The organism is Alsobacter sp. P4_H11 (genome assembly GCF_056400925.1).
In genome coordinates this window covers 442,103-460,891 of record NZ_JBFUKI010000003.1, presented here as the reverse complement: position 1 = coordinate 460,891, position 18,789 = coordinate 442,103, and the positions used below count along the sequence as shown (strand labels likewise).

At 69.1% G+C, this 18,789-nt stretch carries 15 protein-coding genes; 4 read left to right on the top strand and 11 right to left on the bottom strand.

The features are described from left to right. Window positions 1–3,568: beta strand repeat-containing protein (locus AC1DSZ_RS07775; protein ID WP_476837794.1), on the top strand; the 3,568-nt coding region annotated here is incomplete at its 5' end. A 101-nt stretch (window positions 3,569–3,669) separates the two neighbouring features. Here AC1DSZ_RS07775 and AC1DSZ_RS07770 read toward each other — a convergent pair. The 4 genes from AC1DSZ_RS07770 to AC1DSZ_RS07755 form a co-directional block, all read right to left on the bottom strand. Further along, the gene (locus tag AC1DSZ_RS07770) at window positions 3,670–4,953 is read right to left on the bottom strand and encodes a hemolysin family protein (protein WP_476837793.1); all 1,284 of its coding nucleotides are present in this window, start codon (window positions 4,951–4,953) and stop codon (window positions 3,670–3,672) included. Window positions 4,954–5,110: 157 nt separating this feature from the next. Next, window positions 5,111–5,461, bottom strand: a complete 351-nt coding sequence (locus AC1DSZ_RS07765) for a GFA family protein (protein ID WP_476837792.1) — start codon at window positions 5,459–5,461, stop codon at window positions 5,111–5,113. Between the two features lie 76 nt (window positions 5,462–5,537). Continuing rightward, window positions 5,538–5,873, bottom strand: coding sequence for a hypothetical protein (locus AC1DSZ_RS07760; RefSeq protein WP_476837819.1), 336 nt, complete (start codon window positions 5,871–5,873; stop codon window positions 5,538–5,540). Between the two features lie 64 nt (window positions 5,874–5,937). Continuing rightward, window positions 5,938–6,648 (bottom strand): glutathione S-transferase N-terminal domain-containing protein, encoded by a 711-nt coding sequence (locus AC1DSZ_RS07755; protein ID WP_476837791.1) that lies wholly within the window; start codon window positions 6,646–6,648, stop codon window positions 5,938–5,940. 220 nt (window positions 6,649–6,868) lie between these two features. Here AC1DSZ_RS07755 and AC1DSZ_RS07750 point away from each other — a divergent pair, with 220 nt between their 5' ends. Next, entirely contained in the window at window positions 6,869–8,911 is a 2,043-nt protein-coding gene (locus AC1DSZ_RS07750) for an oxidoreductase (RefSeq protein WP_476837790.1), read from the top strand. A 92-nt stretch (window positions 8,912–9,003) separates the two neighbouring features. Further along, entirely contained in the window at window positions 9,004–9,258 is a 255-nt protein-coding gene (locus AC1DSZ_RS07745; RefSeq protein WP_188516135.1) for a hypothetical protein, read from the top strand. Between the two features lie 164 nt (window positions 9,259–9,422). On the opposite strand, the gene AC1DSZ_RS07740 is transcribed toward AC1DSZ_RS07745, so the two are convergent. The 5 genes from AC1DSZ_RS07740 to AC1DSZ_RS07720 all read right to left on the bottom strand — a co-directional run bounded on the left by AC1DSZ_RS07740 (window position 9,423) and on the right by AC1DSZ_RS07720 (window position 15,976). Next, a complete protein-coding gene (locus AC1DSZ_RS07740; RefSeq protein WP_476837789.1) occupies window positions 9,423–9,722 on the bottom strand; it encodes a hypothetical protein in 300 nt (99 codons plus the stop codon). 230 nt (window positions 9,723–9,952) lie between these two features. Then, complete coding sequence (ilvD, locus tag AC1DSZ_RS07735; RefSeq protein ID WP_476837788.1) at window positions 9,953–11,812, bottom strand: dihydroxy-acid dehydratase; 1,860 nt, start codon at window positions 11,810–11,812, stop codon at window positions 9,953–9,955. 325 nt (window positions 11,813–12,137) lie between these two features. Continuing rightward, window positions 12,138–13,169 (bottom strand): aldo/keto reductase, encoded by a 1,032-nt coding sequence (locus tag AC1DSZ_RS07730; protein WP_476837787.1) that lies wholly within the window; start codon window positions 13,167–13,169, stop codon window positions 12,138–12,140. Window positions 13,170–13,276: 107 nt separating this feature from the next. Further along, on the bottom strand, window positions 13,277–14,917 hold the full coding sequence (gene pgi, locus AC1DSZ_RS07725) for a glucose-6-phosphate isomerase (protein WP_476837786.1): 1,641 nt from the start codon (window positions 14,915–14,917) through the stop codon (window positions 13,277–13,279). Window positions 14,918–15,049: 132 nt separating this feature from the next. Next, window positions 15,050–15,976, bottom strand: coding sequence for a dihydrodipicolinate synthase family protein (locus AC1DSZ_RS07720; protein WP_476837785.1), 927 nt, complete (start codon window positions 15,974–15,976; stop codon window positions 15,050–15,052). A 280-nt stretch (window positions 15,977–16,256) separates the two neighbouring features. On the opposite strand from AC1DSZ_RS07720, the gene AC1DSZ_RS07715 reads away from it, so the two are divergent. Further along, window positions 16,257–16,673: a DoxX family protein gene (locus tag AC1DSZ_RS07715; RefSeq protein ID WP_476837784.1), complete on the top strand. Its 417-nt coding sequence runs from the start codon at window positions 16,257–16,259 to the stop codon at window positions 16,671–16,673. A 4-nt stretch (window positions 16,674–16,677) separates the two neighbouring features. Here the strand turns inward: AC1DSZ_RS07715 and AC1DSZ_RS07710 are convergent, their stop codons facing one another. Both AC1DSZ_RS07710 and AC1DSZ_RS07705 read right to left on the bottom strand, forming a co-directional pair. After that, complete coding sequence (locus AC1DSZ_RS07710) at window positions 16,678–17,859, bottom strand: ABC transporter permease (RefSeq protein ID WP_476837783.1); 1,182 nt, start codon at window positions 17,857–17,859, stop codon at window positions 16,678–16,680. Next, entirely contained in the window at window positions 17,856–18,788 is a 933-nt protein-coding gene (locus tag AC1DSZ_RS07705; protein ID WP_476837782.1) for an ABC transporter ATP-binding protein, read from the bottom strand. The genes AC1DSZ_RS07710 and AC1DSZ_RS07705 overlap by 4 nt, the downstream gene beginning before the upstream one ends. Window position 18,789 lies beyond the last annotated feature (1 nt).

Sequence of the window (18,789 nt, the reverse complement as noted above, 5' to 3'; positions counted from 1 at the left end):
CGACAGCATCGTCCTCACGGACGCGACATGGACGGCCGATCAGGTGCGCGCCAAGGTCCTGGCCGCGGCGGCGACCGCGGGCAATGACTCGATCAACGGCTTCGACGGCGCCGACACGCTCGCGGGCGGCTATGGCGACGACACCTATGTGTGGAAGCGCGGCGACGGCAACGACGTCATTGATGAAACCCACCCGTTGGGGGGCGTGTCCGATAAGCTGATCTTGACGGGCGTCTCGGCCGCGCAGGTCAGCTTCCGCCGCATCGGACAGGATGTCATCCTGGTGATCGCTCCGAGCGCGCCGGGCGGCGCGGATGGCGGAATCGTGACGCTGTTGGGCTATGATCCTTACTATGAGAAAGGCGTCGACAGCATCGTCCTCACGGACGCGACATGGACGGCCGATCAGGTGCGCGCCAAGGTCCTGGCCGCGGCGGCGACCGCGGGCAATGACTCGATCAACGGCTTCGACGGCGCCGACACGCTCTCGGGCGGCCTTGGCGCCGACACGCTCACGGGCGGCTATGGCGACGACACCTATGTGGTCGACAATGTCTACGATGTCGTCGTCGAGTATGACGGGCAGGGAACGGACCTTGTCCAGGCGTCGGTCAGCTACGCTCTCTCGGACTTCGTCGAGAAGCTCACCCTCACGGGCTCGGACGCGATCAACGGGACCGGCAATGCGCTGGCCAATGTGCTGACCGGCAACGGCGCGGACAACCGGCTCGACGGCGGCGCCGGGAATGACACGCTCAGCGGCGGCGCGGGCAACGACACGCTCGTGGGTGGCGCGGGCGCCGACAAGCTGGCCGGCGGCGCCGGAAACGACGTCTACGTGGTCGACAGCACCGCTGACGTCGTCACCGAGCAGCTCGGCGAAGGTACGGATCTGGTTCAGGCTTCGGTCACCACTAAGCTCAGCGCCAACGTCGAAAACCTCACGCTGACCGGCGTGGCGGCCGTTAACGGAACCGGCAACGAACTCGCCAACACGCTTATCGGAAATGGGGCCGCCAATGCCCTGATCGGCGGCGCCGGCGACGACACGCTGGATGGCGGCGCGGGCGCGGACGCGCTGACGGGCGGGACCGGAAACGACCTTTACGTCATCGACAACGCCCTGGATGTCGTTACGGAGCTGCTCGGCGAGGGGGTCGACGCGGTGCGGTCATCCGTGTCGTGGACGCTGGGCGCCAATGTGGAGAACCTCACGCTCACCGGCGCGGCCGCCATCGACGGCGCGGGCAACGAACTCGCCAATTTAGTCGTCGGCAACGCGGCGGCCAACAAGCTCACGGGCGGCGCCGGCGCGGACACGCTGAATGGCGGGGCCGGCGCGGACCTGTTGATCGGCGGAACGGGCGACGATGTCTATGTCGTCGAGGATGCGCTGGACGTCGTGTCTGAGGCGCTCGGAGACGGGACCGACACAGTTCAGTCCTCCGTCACCTTTGCGCTCACGGCCAATGTCGAGAACCTGACCCTCACCGGGACAGCTGCGATCGACGGAACCGGCAACGATCTCGCCAACCTGCTGATCGGCAACGCCGCCGCCAACCGCCTGAGCGGCGGGGCCGGCGATGACACGCTGATTGGCGGGACGGGCGCCGATACCTTGGCCGGCGGTCTTGGCGCCGACCTCTACGATGTCGACGACGCGCTCGATGTCGTCAGTGAACTGGCGGGTGAGGGCGTCGACACCGTTCTGGCGTCCGTGACCTATGGCCTGTCCGACAATGTCGAGAACCTGACCCTGACCGGGATCATGGCCATCGACGGAACCGGCAACGCCCAGGCCAACGTCATCCGCGGCAACGCGGCGGCGAACCGCCTCGTGGGTGGAGGCGGCGACGACACCATCGACGGCGGAGACGGCGCCGACACGGTGGCCTACACGGGCAACCGCGCCGACTACCTGATCCGGCAAGACAGTGTCACCAAAGTCTACACGGTCACAGACCTGCGCGGAGCCGGCTTCGACGGCGTCGACCAGGTAACCAACGTGGAAACCTTCCGGTTCGCTGACCGCAGCGTCACGGGAGCGGACATCGCCAACAATACCCCGAACGGTCTCGTTCTCACCGGCGGCTCGGTTCTCGAGAACAGCCTGGTCGGAACCGTCGTGGGTTCGCTGCAGGGATTGGACCCGGACGGCGCGGCGGGGCTGTCCTACAGCCTGCTCGACAATGCCGGAGGGCTTTTCGCGATCGATCCGGTGACGGGCGTGATCACGATGAAGACGGCCGGATTGGACTTCGAGACGGTGACCAGCCTGTCGATCACCGCGCGCGTCACCGACGCGGGCGGACTCACCTTCGACAAAACATTCATCATTGCCGTCGGCAACGTGGCCGGGCTGCAGCTGATCGGAACGGCCGGCAATGACCGGCTCACCGGCGGCGGCGAGGAAGACTCGATCACCGGCGGGGTCGGCAACGACACGCTCGTGGGCGGCGGCGGGCCGGACACCCTCATTGGAGGTCTCGGCAACGACAGCTATGACGTGGACAATGTGCTCGACGTCGTCACCGAGGCGGCCGGGGAGGGTACGGACACGGTTCTGACCTCGGTCTCCTATGGGCTCACGGCCAATGTCGAGAACCTGACGCTCACCGGCGCGGCCGCGATCAACGGCGTGGGTAACGACCTTGCCAACGTGCTGACCGGCAATTCAGCAACCAACAGGCTCTCCGGCGGCCTCGGCAACGATACGCTGAATGGCGGTCTCGGCGCCGATACGCTGCTCGGCGGACTTGGCGACGACGTCTATGTGGTCAGCGACACGCTGGACCTCATCGTCGAGAACGCCGGCGAGGGGACCGACACCGTGCAGTCATCGGTGTCCTTTTCGCTTGGGGCCAATGTCGAGAAGCTGACGCTTACCGGCGCGGCAGCGATCGACGGCGTCGGCAACGAACTCGCCAACGTCCTCACGGGCAACGCCGCAGCCAACACGCTCTCCGGCGGCGCCGGCAACGACACGCTGAACGGCGGGGTCGGAGCAGACACCCTGATCGGCGGGCTCGGCAGTGATGCTTACACGGTCGACAATGCGCTCGACGTGGTGATCGAGCTTGCCGGCCAGGGCGCCGACTCCGTAACCGCCACGGTCAGCTACACGTTGGCGGACAATGTCGAGAACCTGACGCTCTCGGGCGCAGCAGCCTTCAACGGCGCTGGCAACGGCCTAGCCAACGTGCTCACCGGTAACAGCCTTGGCAACGTCCTGGATGGAGGCGCCGGCAACGACACGCTGTCCGGCGGCGCAGGCGCCGACACGCTCATTGGCGGGCTCGGCGCCGACGCCCTCGTGGGCGGGGCCGACAACGACGTGTTCGTGTTCGGAGCCGGCTCCGGGCTGGATCGGATCACCGATTTCGACCAGGCCGGGGACGACGTGTTGCAATTCTCCACCGCGGCGTTCGCGGATTGGAATGCCGTGTGGGCCGCCACCCGGCAGGTGGGCGCCGATCTGGTGATCACCCGCTCGGCCACCGACACGCTGACGTTGAAGAACGTCGCCCTGTCGAGCTTCACCGCCGACGACGTTCGCTTCGTGGCCTGACCATCATAGCGCGCCGCCCGGCTCTCGCGCCGGGCGGCGGTGCTGTTTCCGGAGCGGCGGTCGGTTGAACCTCGCTGCTCAACTGAGCAGCGACGCCCCCATCACCCGCCCGCGACCCTCGACACCACCAGCTTGTCCACGCGGCGGCCGTCGAGGTCGACCACTTCGAAGCGCCAGCCGAGCGTTTCGACGACTTCGCCGAGATTGGGGAGGTGCTGCAGCTCGCTGATCACCAGGCCGGCGGCCGTGTCGTAGGTGCGCCGCTCGGGCAGGCTCAGACCCAGGAGGTCGGCCATCTCGTCCACCGGCATCCAGCCGGCGATCAGCCAGGAGCCGTCGTCGCGCTGGAACGCCTCTTCCTGTCCCTGCCCTTCGTCGGAGCGGAACGCGCCCGCGATGGCGTCGAGGATGTCGGCCGGGGTGATCACGCCTTCGAAGTGGCCATACTCGTCATGCACCAGGGCCATCGGGACGCTTGCCTCCCGCAGGCCGTTGAGAACATCCAGGGCGCCCAGCGTATCGGGGATGATGGGCGCCTGCTGGACATAGTTCCTCAGCTGCAGCGTCTCGCCGCGCAGCAGCGGCCCCAGCAATTCGCGCACCTGCACGACGCCGATCATATTGTCCGCGCCGCCCTCGCCGACCGGAATGCGCGAGTGGCTCGTGGTCGTCAGCTGCTCGCGGATTGCGCTGTCGCTTTCATCCGCGTCGATCCATTCGACCTCGGTGCGCGGCGTCATGATGGAGCGCGCGGCCCGGTCGCCGAGCCTGAGCACGCCGGAGATCATCCGCTGCTCGTCCGGCTCGATCGACCCGGCGCTCTGGGCCTCGGCCACGATGGTGCGGATTTCCTCGTCCGTGATGGCGTCGGCCGATTCGGTGTTGCTGCCGAAGAAGCGGAACAGGATCTTGGTGGAGGCGTCCAGCAGCCAGACGACGGGGGCAACGGCCCGCGAAACGAAGCTCATGAGCGGCGCCACCAGGCACGCGATAGCTTCCGGGTTACGCAGGGCGAGGTTTTTGGGGACGAGCTCGCCCACCACCACCGACAGGTAGGTGATGACGCCGATCACCACGCCGAAGCCGACGCCTTCGGCTGGGCCGGGCGGCATGCCCCAGTCGATCAGGATGAGTTTCAGGCGATCGCCCAGCGCCGCGCCCGAGAACGCGCCGGCCAGAACGCCGATCAGCGTGATGCCGATCTGGACCGTGGACAGAAACCGCCCCGGGTCCTCGGCCAGCGCCAGGGCGGTCGCCGCGCCCGGTCGACCATTGTCCGCCATGGTCTTGAGGCGAACCTTTCGGGCGGAAACGACGGCCAGTTCGGAAAGCGAAAACAGCCCGTTGAGGGCGATCAGAAAGGCGGCGACTGCAAGTTCGAGCACGGACCCCAAGGACCCGGCTACCTCTTGGCGACCGGACCTCTCCCTGTTGACGCTGGAATGCCAGCACAGGAGACCAGCTTATGTGGCCTGCCGCGTCGGCGCAAAGCGTGTGGCGCGCCGCCTATCGAAGGCACGCGCCGGGCGGCCGTGGCCGAGGCTATTTGGACGCGCCGTCATACGGGATGATCTGGAGCGTGTGGACGTCCAGCCCGTCCGTGCAGCGCAGGTTCAGCGCCACCATCGCGGCGCCGTCCGGCGTTTTGCCTTCCGCGAAAGGAGCGCAGCCGCAGGTGGAGCAGAACTGGTGCCGGATATTGTGGCTCGCGAAGGTGTAGACCCGGAGGGCTTCGCGGGATCCCCTCAGCTCGAAGCGATCCGGCGTCATGAAGTGATGCAGGTAGCCCTTGCGGCGGCAGATCGAGCAGTTGCACTCCATGGCTTTGGTCGGGAGGTCCTCGTTCGCCGTGTAGGCGATCGCGCCGCAATGGCAGCTGCCTGTGAAAGCCATCGACCCTCTCCCCGCTGTGTTGTGCGTTTCGCCGCGATCATCCTCCAATCCGACGCGGTCGTCCACGCGAGCGGCTTCATGTCGGTTCGGTCCGGACCGATTCGAACCAGGCCGCGTAGGGCGTGTTGCGGGCGAGGTGGCGGTTGTAGTCCGCGGCGCCGTCCGTCCACCACGCCGGGCCGCGCTCGCCCAGCGCGATCTTGGCTGCGTTCACGTCCGCGCGCGCCGACGCGAGCGCCTCTGCGTCGGCGGATTTCAGCGCGGCGCCCACGGCGCGGCGCGCGCGCATGAGCGCCTTGGTCAACGCCGCTCGCTCCTCCTCGCCAAGCGCAGGGTTGGAGCAGCGCCACAGGCGGCCGCGAACAACGAAGTACCGGCCGTCGGGGGTGCGGGGGTAGGTCTTGGCGGGCATGGCCGGGCCGAGCTTGTTGGCGGGCGACCCGCTGGCCGCCCGCACCCGATGCTGCTGCGTCCCTTTACCCAGCCGGGCGGGCCCGGATGTTGAGGCCGCGCTCCACGGCCGGGCGGGCGAGGCCGCGCTCAAGCCAGGCGGGGACATTCTTCAGGCTGGCGTAGTCGACCAGTTCGCCCGCGCCGTAGAAGCCCACGAGGTTGCGGACCCAGCCCAGCAGCGCGATGTCCGCGATGGTGTATTCGCCGTCCATGATCCAGTCGCGGCCGGCGAGGCGCGTCTCCAGCACGCCGAGCAGGCGCTTGGATTCCGCCGCGTAGCGATCCCGGGGACGCTTGTCCTCAAAGTCCTTGCCGGCGAACTTATGAAAGAAGCCGAGCTGGCCGAACATCGGCCCCACGGCCGCCATCTGAAAGAACACCCACTGCAGGGTCTCGTAGCGCCGCGCCGGGTCGGTCGGCAGCAACTGGCCCGACTTCTCGGCGAGGTAGATCAGGATGGCCCCGGATTCGAACAGCGCGAAGGGCCGCCGGCCCGGGCCATCCGGGTCGATGATGGCCGGGATCTTGCCGTTGGGGTTCAACGCCAAATACTCGGGAATCCACGTCTCGTTGGCCCCGATATTGATGAAGTGCGGCTCGTAGGGCAGGCCGATTTCCTCCAGCATGATCGAGACCTTCACGCCGTTGGGGGTGGGCGTGGAATAAAGCTGCAGGCGCTCGGGGTGCTGGGCCGGCCAGCGCTTGGTGATCGGGAAAGCGGAAAGATCGGTCATAGGGGGACGCTCCTGCCGAAAGGGCGGCGATCTTGCGTCCGTTCGCGCCGGCGCGAAAGAGGCCGGGCGTTGCGCCGGCGCACAACCCGGATTGCACGGTCGGACCTGACGGACCCCTTGCGGTCGACGCAAGGCCAGCCATGGTCGTACGGCGACAAGCCGTTCGCTTGCGGCGGCTCTCCCCTGCGGTGGGGCTTGCGCATCCGCCCCCGGAGCCCCGATGTCCGCCGATCCGCTGCTCCAGCCCTACCAGCTCAAGCACCTGACGCTGAAGAACCGCGTCATGTCGACCGCGCACGAGCCGGCCTATTCGGAGGACGGCCTGCCGAAGGACCGCTACCGGCTCTACCATCGCGAGAAAGCACGAGGCGGGCTGGCGCTGACGATGACGGCAGGCTCCGCCATCGTGTCGCCCGACAGCCCGGCGGCCTTCGGCAACCTCCACGCCTACCGGGACGAGATCGTGCCCTGGCTGCGGCGCCTGGCGGACGACTGCCACGCCGAGGGTTGCGCGGTGATGATCCAGGTGACGCATCTGGGCCGCCGCACCGGCTGGAACAAGGCCGACTGGCTGCCCGTGCTGGCGCCTTCCGGCGTGCGCGAGGCCGCTCACCGGGCCTTCCCCAAGGAGGCGGAAGACTGGGACATCGACCGCATCGTCGCCGACTACGCCTCCGCGGCGCAGCGCATGCAGGCGGCCGGGCTCGACGGCATGGAGTTCGAAGCCTATGGCCACCTCATGGACCAGTTCTGGTCCCCGGCCACCAACCGGCGTGATGACCAGTATGGCGGATCGCTGGACAACCGCTTGCGCTTCACCTGGCGGGTGATCGACGCGGTGCGCGCCGCCGTGGGGCCGGACTTCATCGTCGGCATCCGCATGGTCGCGGACGAGGACTGGGACCAGGGCCTCAGCCGGCAGGAGGGCGTCGAGATCGCGCGGCGCATTGCGGCGTCGGGACAATTCGACTTCATCAACCTCATCCGCGGCCACATCGACACGGACGCGGCGCTGACCCGGATGATCCCGATCGCCGGCATGGCGTCCGCGCCGCATCTCGACTTCGCCGGAGAGGTCCGGGCCGAAACGCGCTTTCCGGTGTTCCACGCCTCGCGCATCGCCGACGTGGCGACGGCGAGGCACGCGATCGCGACCGGCAAGCTCGACATGGTCGGGATGACGCGCGCCCACATCGCCGACCCGCACATCGTCGCCAAGACGATGCGGGGCGAGGAGCACCGCATCCGCCCCTGCGTGGGCGCCACCTACTGCCTGGACCGCATCTACGAGGGCGGCGAGGCGCTTTGCGTCCACAACGCCGCGACGGGCCGCGAGGGCGTGATCCCGCACGTGATCCCGCGCTCGCCCGCGCCGGGGAAGCGCGTCGTGGTGGTGGGCGCCGGCCCGGCCGGGCTGGAGGCGGCGCGCGTCGCGGCCGAGCGCGGCCACCGCGTCACCGTGCTGGAAGCCGCGCCGCGCGCCGGCGGGCAGATCCTGCTGCTGTGCCGCAATGCGCGGAGGCGCGACATGATCGGCATCGTCGACTGGCGCGTCGCCGAACTGGAGCGCCTCGGCGTCGCGATGCGGTTCAACATCGCGGCCGAAGCCGCCGACGTGCTGGCGCTGGCTCCTGACGTGGTCGTCGTCGCCACCGGCGGAACGCCGCAGAGCCCACCGCTCGCCGAGGGTGGCGATCTCGTCACGTCGTCATGGGACATCCTGGCCGGCACGGACTCGCCGGGCGCGAACGTGCTCGTCTACGACGACAGCGGCGGCCACCAGGGCATGAGCGCGGCCGAGGTCGCTGCGCGGGCCGGCGCGGCCGTGGAGCTGCTGTCGCCCGAGAGGTTCTTCGCCCCCGAGATGGGCGGCCTCAACCACGCGCCCTACATGCGCGCTTTCCACGAACTCGGCGTTCGGCTAACGATCAACACGCGGCTGCGGTCCGTTCGGCGCGACGGCAACCAGCTGGTCGCGACCCTGTCGTCCGATTTCGCCCCGCTCTGGAGTGACGAGCGACGCGTCGACCAGGTGGTGGTGGAGCACGGAACCGCGCCGCTGGACGAGCTCTACATCGCGCTGAAGCCGCAATCCCGCAACGGCGGCGAGGTCGACTATCGCGCCCTCCTGGCGGGCGCGGCGCCGTTCCCGACCCGCAACGCCGAGGCGGCTTTCACGCTCTACCGCATCGGCGACGCGGTGGCGTCGCGCAACATTCATGCGGCTATCTACGAAGCGGTTCGTTATGGGCTGACGTGGTAGGATGATCTGCGTCAAAGACACCGTGTCGAGTCGGCGAACGAAACGACCTCTCGGGGATTGAGGCTGTACACAGCCGACAAGGAAGACCCACAATGCTGAATTGGATGCGCTACGGTTTCGACGCCGCCATGCTGACGATCGAGGCGCAGCAGGTGATCGGCTTGCGGCTCGCCAAGATCGGCGCGGGCGGCCCCGGCGCCGCGATGGAAGCGACCCTGATGGTGAACGAGAAGATCGCCGCCGCCATGGAGGCGGGCGTCACGCTCGCAACGGGCGGCTCCAGCCACAAGGTCCTGACCGGCTATCGCAAGCACGTCGGCAAGAACTACCGCCGCCTCAGCCGCTGAGCGGGTTGCGCTGATCGACCAACCTCCCCGCCGTCATTCCCGGCGGCGCGTAGCGCCGGGAAGGGGATCCAGGGGTGAGCGCCTTTGCTCTGGATCCCCTTCCCGACCTGCTGCGCAGGTCGCCGGGGATGACGGAGAGGTTTGCTAAGCTCCAGTGAGAAAGATCAGCGGCGGATCAGTAGGTGCGCCACGTAGCCGCCCACGAAGGCGGCCGCCATGGCCCCGACCGGGTTCGCCCGCGCGATGGCGCTGATCTGGCCAGCCATCGGCGCGCCCAGCGCTTCCTCGAGCAGCCGCGACGCATGGGTGTCGCCGCCGTCGACGTCCACCGACACCTCGAAGCTGTCGCCGTTCATCGGCCGCCGCAGCCGCACGCCGGCTTTGTCGTACCCTTCGCCAATCAACCGCCGCATCGCGCGGCGCGCCGTGGCTTCGTCCGTGAATGTCTTGCTCGCAAGCGGCATGCGGTCCTCCCAGCGGTTTAGGACGCAAGCGCCCAAACCCGCCACGGGTTCCGTCACACCGCCGAACAACCGCCACGGTACGCCCGACTCTCCCCGCGCCTCGGGAAGTATGTCACGAGCATTCCACCGCCTCGGGGAGTATGTCACGACGATTCCGATGCCTCGCCGTCATCGCGGCGCGTTGCGCCGCCGGGGATGACGGAGAGAGCAGTGTCGAAAAACGCCGCCGCTTACTCCGGCACCACCCGGACAGCGCCCTTGGCGGCGCTGGTGGTGAGGGCCGCGTAGGCCTTCAGCGCCATCGTGATCTTGCGGGGGCGCGGGGCCGGCTTCCAGGCGTCGGGGCCGCGGGCTTCCATTTCCTGGCGGCGACGCTCGAGTTCCTCCTGCGGGACGGCCAGCGCGATGCGGCGGTCCGGGATGTCGATCTCGATCGTGTCGCCGTTGCGCACGAGGCCGATCAGGCCGCCCTCGGCGGCTTCGGGCGAGCAGTGGCCGATGGAGAGGCCCGACGTTCCGCCCGAGAAGCGGCCGTCCGTGATCAGTGCGCAGGCCTTGCCGAGGCCGCGGCTCTTCAGGTAGCTGGTCGGGTAGAGCATCTCCTGCATGCCGGGGCCGCCGCGCGGGCCTTCGTAGATGATCACCACCACGTCGCCGGCCTTCACCTCGTTGCCGAGGATGCCCTTTACGGCCGCGTCCTGGCTCTCGTAGACGCGGGCCGGGCCGGTGAATTTGAGCACGCTGGCGTCCACGCCGGCGGTTTTCACGATGCAGCCGTCCAGCGCGATGTTGCCGGTGAGCACCGCGAGGCCGCCGTCCTTCGAATAGGCGTGCTCGGCGTCGCGGATCACGCCGGCCGAGCGGTCGAGATCGAGCTCGTCATAGCGGCGGCTCTGGCTGAAGGCGGTCTGGGTCGGCACTCCGCCGGGCGCGGCGCGGTAGAAGGTGCGCACGGCCTCGCTCTCGGTGCGGGACACGTCCCAGCGCTGGATGGCGTCCGCCATGCTGGCGCTGTGCACGGTCGGCATGCTGGTGTCGATCAGGCCGGCGCGCTCGAGCTGGCCGAGGATCGCCATAATGCCGCCGGCGCGGTGCACGTCCTCCATGTGGACGTTGGCGACCGAGGGGGCGACCTTGCACAGCACCGGAACGCGGCGCGACAGGCGGTCGATGTCCGCCATCGTGAAGTCGATCTTGCCCTCATAGGCGGCGGCCAGGAGGTGCAGCACCGTGTTGGTGGAGCCGCCCATCGCGATGTCGAGCGTCATCGCGTTCTCGAACGACTTGAAGTTCGCGACGTTGCGCGGCAGCACGCTTTCGTCGCCCTGCTCGTAGTAGCGCTTGGTGATATCGACGATGAGGTGGCCGGCCTCCACGAACAGCCGCTCGCGGTCGGCGTGCGTGGCCAGCGTCGAGCCGTTGCCCGGCAGCGCCAGGCCGAGCGCCTCCGTGAGGCAGTTCATCGAGTTCGCCGTGAACATGCCCGAACACGACCCGCAGGTCGGGCAGGCCGAGCGCTCGATCACCTGCACTTCGGCGTCCGAGACGCGGTCGTCCGCGGCCGCCACCATGGCGTCGATCAGGTCGACCTTCTTGGTGACGCCGGCGGCGTTTCCGACCGGCTCGGCGATGTATTTGCCGGCCTCCATGGGGCCGCCGGACACGAACACCACCGGGATGTTGAGCCGCATGGCGGCCATCAGCATGCCGGGCGTGATCTTGTCGCAGTTGGAGATGCACACGATGGCGTCGGCGCAATGCGCGTTGACCATGTACTCGACGCTGTCGGCGATGATCTCGCGCGAGGGCAGGCTGTAGAGCATGCCGTCATGCCCCATCGCGATGCCGTCGTCGACCGCGATGGTGTTGAACTCCTTGGCGACGCCGCCCGCCTTCTCGATCTCGCGCGCCACGAGCTGGCCGAGATCCTTGAGGTGCACGTGGCCGGGCACGAATTGCGTGAACGAGTTCGACACCGCGATGATCGGCTTGCCGAAATCGCCGTCCTTCATACCGGTGGCGCGCCAGAGGCCGCGCGCGCCCGCCATGTTGCGGCCGTGGGTGGTGGTGCGGGAGCGATAATGCGGCACGGGGCGATCCTCGGGTGATCTCGTCGGGCTGTCGTTTCGGCGACGACTACACCAAGGCCGCCCGAAAGGGAATTGCAAGCCGCGGCCAGCCGCGCATGCCAGATGTGACGCGGCGGGGCGGCGGGGCGAACGATTGTTGCCTAACGTGCGTCCCCTTCTCCCCTCGGGAGAAGGTGGCCCGAAGGGCCGGATGAGGGACTGGCGGCCATCGATGAGGCTGGCCGCCGGCAACACGCCCGGCGCTAGTCCCTCATCCGTCGGCTTCGCCGACACCTTCTCCCAGGGGGAGAAGGGACGACGCGGCTCATCTGCGGGCTTCCTGTCATTACGCCGGCGTCGGCGCGCCCTCGGCCAGCAGGCCCTCGCGCTTCAGGTCCGCCCACAGCCCCGACGGAACCGCCGCCGCCATGTCGGCGGCGTTGAAGCGCACTTCCTCGGGGCGCACGGCGCCGATCACCACCGAGATCACGGCCGGGTGGGCGGCCGCGAAGGCGAGCGCGGCTGAGCGCAGGCCGACGCCGTGGCGGACGCACACGGCCTTGATCCGGCGAACGCGCTCCATCACGTCCTCGGGGGCAGGGGCGTAGTTGAATTTTGCGCCCTCCACCGGGCCGGTGGCCAGGATGCCGGAGTTGAAAACTCCGCCCAGCATCACGCCGACCTTCTTCTCCAGCGCCAGCGGCAGGAACTCGGCCAGCGCGGGCTGCTCCAGCAGCGAGTAGCGCCCGGCGAGCAGCGTCACGTCGAAGTCGCCCTCGCGCAGGAAGCGCGACGCCACGTCGGCCTCGTTGATGCCGACCCCGATCGCCTTGGTGAAGCCGGTGCGGCGCAGCTCGTCCAGCGCCCGGTAGGCGCCCTCCATGGCCTCGCCATAGCGGCGCTCGAAGTCGGCGCCGTGCGTCCACACGTCCACGTCGTGGATGAGGAGGATGTCAATGCGGTCGAAGCCGGTGCGCAGCAGCGACTGCTCCACGGCCCGCATCGTGCCGTCATACGAGTAGTCGATGCGCGCCCGGTGCGGGAAGCCGCCCGCGAAGCCCGGCGCGACGACGTCGTCGCGCGGCTTCTCGACGGGCGCGAAAGGCTCCATCACGCGCCCGACCTTGGTGGAGAACACGAAGCTGTCGCGCGGAAAACGCCGCAGCACGGCGGCGCAACGCGCTTCCGCAAGGCCGTTGCCGTAATGCGGCGAGGCGTCGAACAACGTAACGCCCGCCTCGTGCGCGGCCTCCACGGTGGCGAGCGCTTCGCGCTCGTCCAGCTTCGCGTAGAGGTCGCCCAGCGGCGCGGCCCCGAACCCCATCAGGCTGACATCGAGCTCGGCCCCGCGCGAGGTCGTGAAGCGGCGCATCAGCATGGCGGTTTCTCCCTGAGTGTCTTGTTGTTAGGCGCCTTGAGCCCGGCGGCCCTCACCCCTGCCCCTCTCCCCTGGTGGGGAGAGGGAAGCGCTCGGGCTTCGTACGTCTAGCTCTGGCCGCGCAACGCTTTCAGAGCGTTCGCCACACCCACCGTGCTGGCCGGCGCGTCGGTTCTCTCGCCCGTCACCAGCGGCAGGAAGGCGGTGGCGAGCTCCTTGCCGAGCTCCACGCCCCACTGGTCGTAGGCGTTGATGTCGTAGATGGCGGCTTCCACGAAGACGCGGTGCTCGTAGAGCGCCACGATGGCGCCCAGCGTCGCCGGATCGAGCCGTCGATACAGGATCGTCACCGACGGCCGGTCGCCCGGGAATACCCGGTGCGGCGCGATGCGGTCAGCATCTTCGGCGCTGCGCCCCATCGCGAGCAGCTGGCTGCGCGCCTGCTCCAGCGTGCGGCCGCGCATCAGCGCTTCCGACTGGGCGAGGCAGTTGGCCACCAGCATGGCGTGCATGTCGGCGTGCTCGGGCTCGTGCCCTTCTGCGCCGACCAGGAATTCCGCCGGGATCACGTCCGTGCCCTGGTGCAGCAACTGATAGAAGGCGTGCTGGCCGTTGGTGCCGGGCTCGCCCCACACCAGCGGGCCGGTCGGCCCGTCGACGGGGGAGCCGTCGCGCTTCACGCTCTTGCCGTTGCTCTCCATCTCGAGCTGCTGGAGATAGGCCGGCAGCCGCACGAGCCGCTGCTCGTAGGGCAGCACCGCCCGGGCCGGAAAGCCGCAGCCGTTGCGGTGCCAAACGCCGACCAGGCCCATCAGCACGGGCAGGTTCTCGGCCAGCGGCGCCGTGCGGAAATGCTCGTCCATCGCGCGTGCGCCGCCCAGAAAGGCGCGGAAATTCCGCTCGCCGACCGCCATCACGATCGAAAGCCCGATGCTGGACCAGAGCGAATAGCGCCCGCCGACCCAGTCCCAGAAGCCGAACATGCGGTCCGGCGCGATGCCGAAGGCTTCCACGTGCTTCAGCGCCGTCGAGACCGCGCAGAAATGGTCGGCCACGGCCTTTTCGCCGATCGCGCTCGCCAGCCAGGCGCGCGCCGCCTGGGCGTTGGCCATGGTCTCGGCGGTCGTGAAGGTCTTGGACGCGATGATGAACAGCGTCGAGGCCGGGTCCAGCGTCTTCAGCGTGTCGGCGAGATGCGCGGGATCGACGTTGGAGACGAAATGCGTGCGCGGGCCGTCGTGGTAGGGCGCGAGCGCCAGCGTGGCCATCACGGGGCCGAGGTCCGAGCCGCCGATGCCGATATTCACCACGTCGGTGAAACGCCCCCCGCCCGCCGTCTTAACCCCGCCGCCACGCACCGCTTCCGCGAAGGCGCAGACGCGGCCGAGCTCGCGCGCCACGTCCGGCATCACGTCCTTGCCGTCCGCCAGGATGGGCCGGTCGGCCGGGGCGCGCAGCGCCGTGTGGAGCACGCTGCGGCCTTCCGTGAGGTTGATCGGCGCGCCCGTGAACATCGCGTCGCGGCGGCCCTCCACGTCTGCCGCCTGGGCGAGCGCGAGCAGCTGGTCGCGGGTCGCGGCCGTGAGCGCCGTCTTGGAATAGTCGAGCGTCAGCCCCGCCGCGCTGCGCGAGAAGGCCCCGAAGCGGGCAGGGTCCTGCTCGAACAGCTCCGCGATGGCCGGGCGGGAAGCCGCCGCCATCCGCAAGGCGGCCAGAAGGGCTGTGCGATCATTGCTGCGGTCCGTCATGGCGCTCCCGTTGTTTTTGCCTTGAGCCGCGCCCCCGCCGGCCGAGAACCGTTGGGTCGCACGCCGGCCGAAATCTGTCCAGACGCCAGGCGGCCGTTAGGCCGTCGGGGTCGATCGTCCGTCAGTCCGGCCTCAACGCCCCCAGCGCAGCGCCAGCGGCTGAAGGTCGTGGGCGAGTTCCAGCAGGCCCTTGCGGGTCTCGGGGTGCAGCGGCTCCAGCGGGTGGCGCACGGCGTCGCTCTTGATCACGCCGCCCTCCATCATCACCGTCTTGGTCGCCCGCAGGCCGCACTGGCGGTTCTCGTAGTTGATCAGCGGCAGGATGCGCCCATAGGCAGCCTTGGCGTCGTCGCGGCGGCCGGCCAGGAAGTCGTGCACCACGGGCTTGATCAGGTCGGGCAGCAGCGCGCTCGACATCGTGCCGGTCGCGCCGGCGTCGAGGTCGGCCATCAGGGTGATGGATTCCTCGCCGTCGAACGGCCCCTCGATGGCGTCGCCCCCGGCCGCGATCAACCCGCGCAGCTTGGCGGCCGCGAACGGCGTCTCGACCTTGAAATAGGTGACGCCCGGAACCTCGCGCGCCAGCCGCGCCAGGAACGGCACCGACAGCGTCACGCCGCTCAGCGGCGCGTCCTGCACCATGATGGGCACGCCGGCGGCTTCCGACACGGCTGAGAAGTGCTCGATGACGCCCTTCTCGTCCGCCCGCAGGCCCGTGCCGTGATAGGGCGGCATCAGCATCAGCATGCTCGCGCCCGCCTGCGCGGCGCGCTTGCCGCGGGCCGCCGCGATGCGCGTGCTGAAATGGCTGCAGGTCACGATCACGGGCACGCGCCCGGCGACGTGCGACAGGCTGAGGTCGAGCAGCGTCTCGCGCTCCTCGTCCGACAGGAGGAACTGCTCGGAATAGTTGGCGAGGATGCAGAGGCCGTCGACGCCCTGGTCGATCATGCAGTCCAGCACGCGCTTCATGCCGTCCAGATCGAGATCCTGAGAGGCCGTGAAGGGCGTCGGCGCGACCGGGAAGATCCCGCGATAAGGGGTTGCGGGTGCGGCCATGGCTATTCCTCCAGCTCGATCGTTGTCACGCGGGGGCGTTTCGCCCTCCTGGCCGCAGAACACGACAGCCGCGCCCCGAACGCAAGCGCGGCTGCGCCATGGCGGCCATGCTCCGGCATGGCGGCCATGCTCCGGGTGTGTTCCTTTTGCCGGGAGTTGCAGCCCCCGCCCTTTGCGCGTTCGCCAACACGCCTTTGCGTGCGGCGCCGCAACCTGCGCGCCGCCCTGACGTTTGCGGAGCATCGGCGGCCGGCCCGGCCGCGCGCAACTGCGAGACATGATGGCTTTTTCGACCCGCAATTCCCTGTCCGCCCTGAACGCCTGGGCGCCCCGCATGCTGAGCGTGCTGCGGATTATGACCGGGCTCCTGTTCCTGGAGCACGGCACGCAGAAGCTGCTCGGCTTCCCGGCGTCCGGAAAGCCAGGGCCGGACCTGTTTTCGCTGAGCTGGACGAGCGGCCTGCTCGAACTCGTCGGCGGCGTGTTCATCGTGCTCGGGCTGTTCACCCGGCCGGTGGCGTTCCTGCTCGCGGGCGAGATGGCGGTGGCCTATTTCATGGCGCATGCGCCGCGCGGGTTCTTCCCGGTGAACAACGGCGGCGACGCCGCGATCCTGTACTGCTTCGTGTTCCTGTACCTGATGGTCGCCGGCGCGGGCCCGTGGAGCGTCGACGCCAGGCGGGCCGGCCAGTACTGACGCGCTAGTCCAGCGTCTGGCGGAAGCGCACCACCGCCACCGCCATCGCGGCCAGCGTGAAGGCCGCGATGGCGGCGATGTCGGACTGGAGGTCGCCCGCCTCGGCGCCCTTCAGCATGATCCCGCGCACGATGCGCAGGTAATGCGTGAGCGGGATCACCTCGCCAATCCATTGCGCCCAGGCCGGCATGCCGCGAAACGGAAACATGAAGCCCGACAGCAGGATGTTCGGCATGAAGAAGAAGAACGACATCTGCATGGCCTGCAGCTGCGTGGTCGCGATCGTCGAGAACGTGTAGCCGACCGACAGGTTGGCGACGATGAACAGCATCGTCAGCCCCACCAGCAGGCCGAGATCGCCCACGATCGGCACGCCGAACAGCACGCGCCCCATCACGAGGATCACCACCATCTGCACCCCGCCCACAAGCGCGTAGGGGGCGATCTTGCCGAGCATGATCTCGGTGGGGCGGATCGGCATGGCGAGCAGGCTCTCCATGGTGCCGCGCTCCACCTCGCGGGTCACCGACAGCGCCGTGAAGATCAGCATCGTGAGCGTCAGGATCACCCCCATCAGGCCCGGCACGATGTTGAGCTGCGTCTCCCCGGTGGGGTTGTAGCGCCGGTGGACTCGCATCTCGAACGGGGCCTGGTTCTGGGCGAGGCTGGCCGCCGGCCCCACGAGTTCGCGCGAGAACACGCCGGCCGAGAGGCCCTGCAACGCCGCCACCGCGCCGCCGGTCGCGACCGGGTCTGTCGCGTCCGCGATAACCAGCAGGGCAGGGCGTTCGCCGCGCACGAGGTCGCGGCCGAAATGGGCCGGGATCTGCACGGCGAACTGCACGCGGCCCGACAGGAGCAGGCTGTCGATCTCGGCCTCGCTGTGCGCCAGCGCGACCATGCGAAAATAGTCGCTGGCCCGCATGGCCGACACCATCGAGCGCGAGAACGCCGAATCGTCCTGCGACAGCACGGCGGTCGGCAGGTGCTTGGGGTCGGTGTTGATGGCGTAGCCGAACAGGAGAAGCTGGAAGATCGGGATCATGATCATGGTCGCGAAGGTGATCCGGTCCCGCCGCAGCTGGATCAGCTCCTTCACGAACACGGCGCGCCAGCGGCCCAGCGCGGCGCGCCATCCGCGGCCCTGCGTGGCCGTCGCGGGAGGCCGGGGCGCGGCGCCGCTCATGCGAAATTATCCCGGGCGCGGCCCATCAGGTCGATGAACACGTCCTCAAGGGTGGGCTCGTCCCGGCGCCACGCGGCGCCCGGCTCCTGCCGGAAGGGCGCGATGGCGGCCTCCAGCCGGGCGGCGTCGCGGCCCGCCACGTGCAGCGCCGACCCGAAGGTCGCCACCATGTCGACGCCGTCGGCGGCTTTCAGGCGCGCCCCCAGCCCGGCGACGTCCGGGGCCGTCACCGTCCAGGTGGAGAGGTGCGCCCCCGCGATCACGTCGTGGACAGTGCCGTGCGCGAGCAGCTCGCCATAGGCCAGATAGGCGATCTCGTGGCAGCGCTCGGCCTCGTCCATGTAGTGCGTGGAGACCAGCACGGTCAGCCCCTCATGCGCGAGCGCGTGGATCTCGTCCCAGAAGTCGCGCCGCGCCTTGGGGTCGACGCCGGCCGTGGGCTCGTCCAGCAGCAGCAGCTCCGGGTTGGGCAGGATGCAGGCGCCCAGCGCGAGGCGCTGCTTCCACCCGCCCGAGAGTTCGCCGGCGAGCTGGTCCGCCCGCGCGCCGAGGCCGAGGCGCTCGATGGCGTCGCGCGCCGCCCGGCGCGGGTCCGGCAGGCCATACACGCGGGCGACGAATTCGAGGTTCTCGCGGATGGACAGGTCGGCATAGAGCGAGAAACGCTGCGTCATGTAGCCGACATGGCGCTTGATCTCGGCCGCCTGCGTGAGGATGTCGAAGCCCAGGCACGTCCCCCGCCCGCTGTCGGGCGTCAGCAGCCCGCAGAGCATCCGGATCGTGGTGGTCTTGCCGCTGCCGTTCGGCCCCAGAAAGCCGTAGATCAGCCCGCGCTGGACCTGCATGGAGAGGTCGCGCACCACCGTGCGTGAGCCGAAGCGCTTGCTCAGGCCGTGAACGTCGATGACGATCTCGGGCGCGTCCGCCATG

Bases quoted from the DNA above. Each gene is read 5' to 3' on its own strand.
- AC1DSZ_RS07705 (WP_476837782.1), bottom strand. From the start codon at position 18,788: ATGGCGGACGCGCCCGAGATCGTCATCGACGTTCACGGCCTGAGCAAG.
- AC1DSZ_RS07720 (WP_476837785.1), bottom strand. From the start codon at position 15,976: ATGGCCGCACCCGCAACCCCTTATCGCGGGATCTTCCCGGTCGCGCCG.
- AC1DSZ_RS07755 (WP_476837791.1), bottom strand. From the start codon at position 6,648: ATGACCGATCTTTCCGCTTTCCCGATCACCAAGCGCTGGCCGGCCCAG.
- pgi (WP_476837786.1), bottom strand. From the start codon at position 14,917: ATGACGGACCGCAGCAATGATCGCACAGCCCTTCTGGCCGCCTTGCGG.
- AC1DSZ_RS07750 (WP_476837790.1), top strand. From the start codon at position 6,869: ATGTCCGCCGATCCGCTGCTCCAGCCCTACCAGCTCAAGCACCTGACG.
- AC1DSZ_RS07765 (WP_476837792.1), bottom strand. From the start codon at position 5,461: ATGGCTTTCACAGGCAGCTGCCATTGCGGCGCGATCGCCTACACGGCG.
- AC1DSZ_RS07710 (WP_476837783.1), bottom strand. From the start codon at position 17,859: ATGAGCGGCGCCGCGCCCCGGCCTCCCGCGACGGCCACGCAGGGCCGC.
- AC1DSZ_RS07715 (WP_476837784.1), top strand. From the start codon at position 16,257: ATGGCTTTTTCGACCCGCAATTCCCTGTCCGCCCTGAACGCCTGGGCG.
- AC1DSZ_RS07730 (WP_476837787.1), bottom strand. From the start codon at position 13,169: ATGCTGATGCGCCGCTTCACGACCTCGCGCGGGGCCGAGCTCGATGTC.
- AC1DSZ_RS07760 (WP_476837819.1), bottom strand. From the start codon at position 5,873: ATGCCCGCCAAGACCTACCCCCGCACCCCCGACGGCCGGTACTTCGTT.
- AC1DSZ_RS07740 (WP_476837789.1), bottom strand. From the start codon at position 9,722: ATGCCGCTTGCGAGCAAGACATTCACGGACGAAGCCACGGCGCGCCGC.
- AC1DSZ_RS07745 (WP_188516135.1), top strand. From the start codon at position 9,004: ATGCTGAATTGGATGCGCTACGGTTTCGACGCCGCCATGCTGACGATC.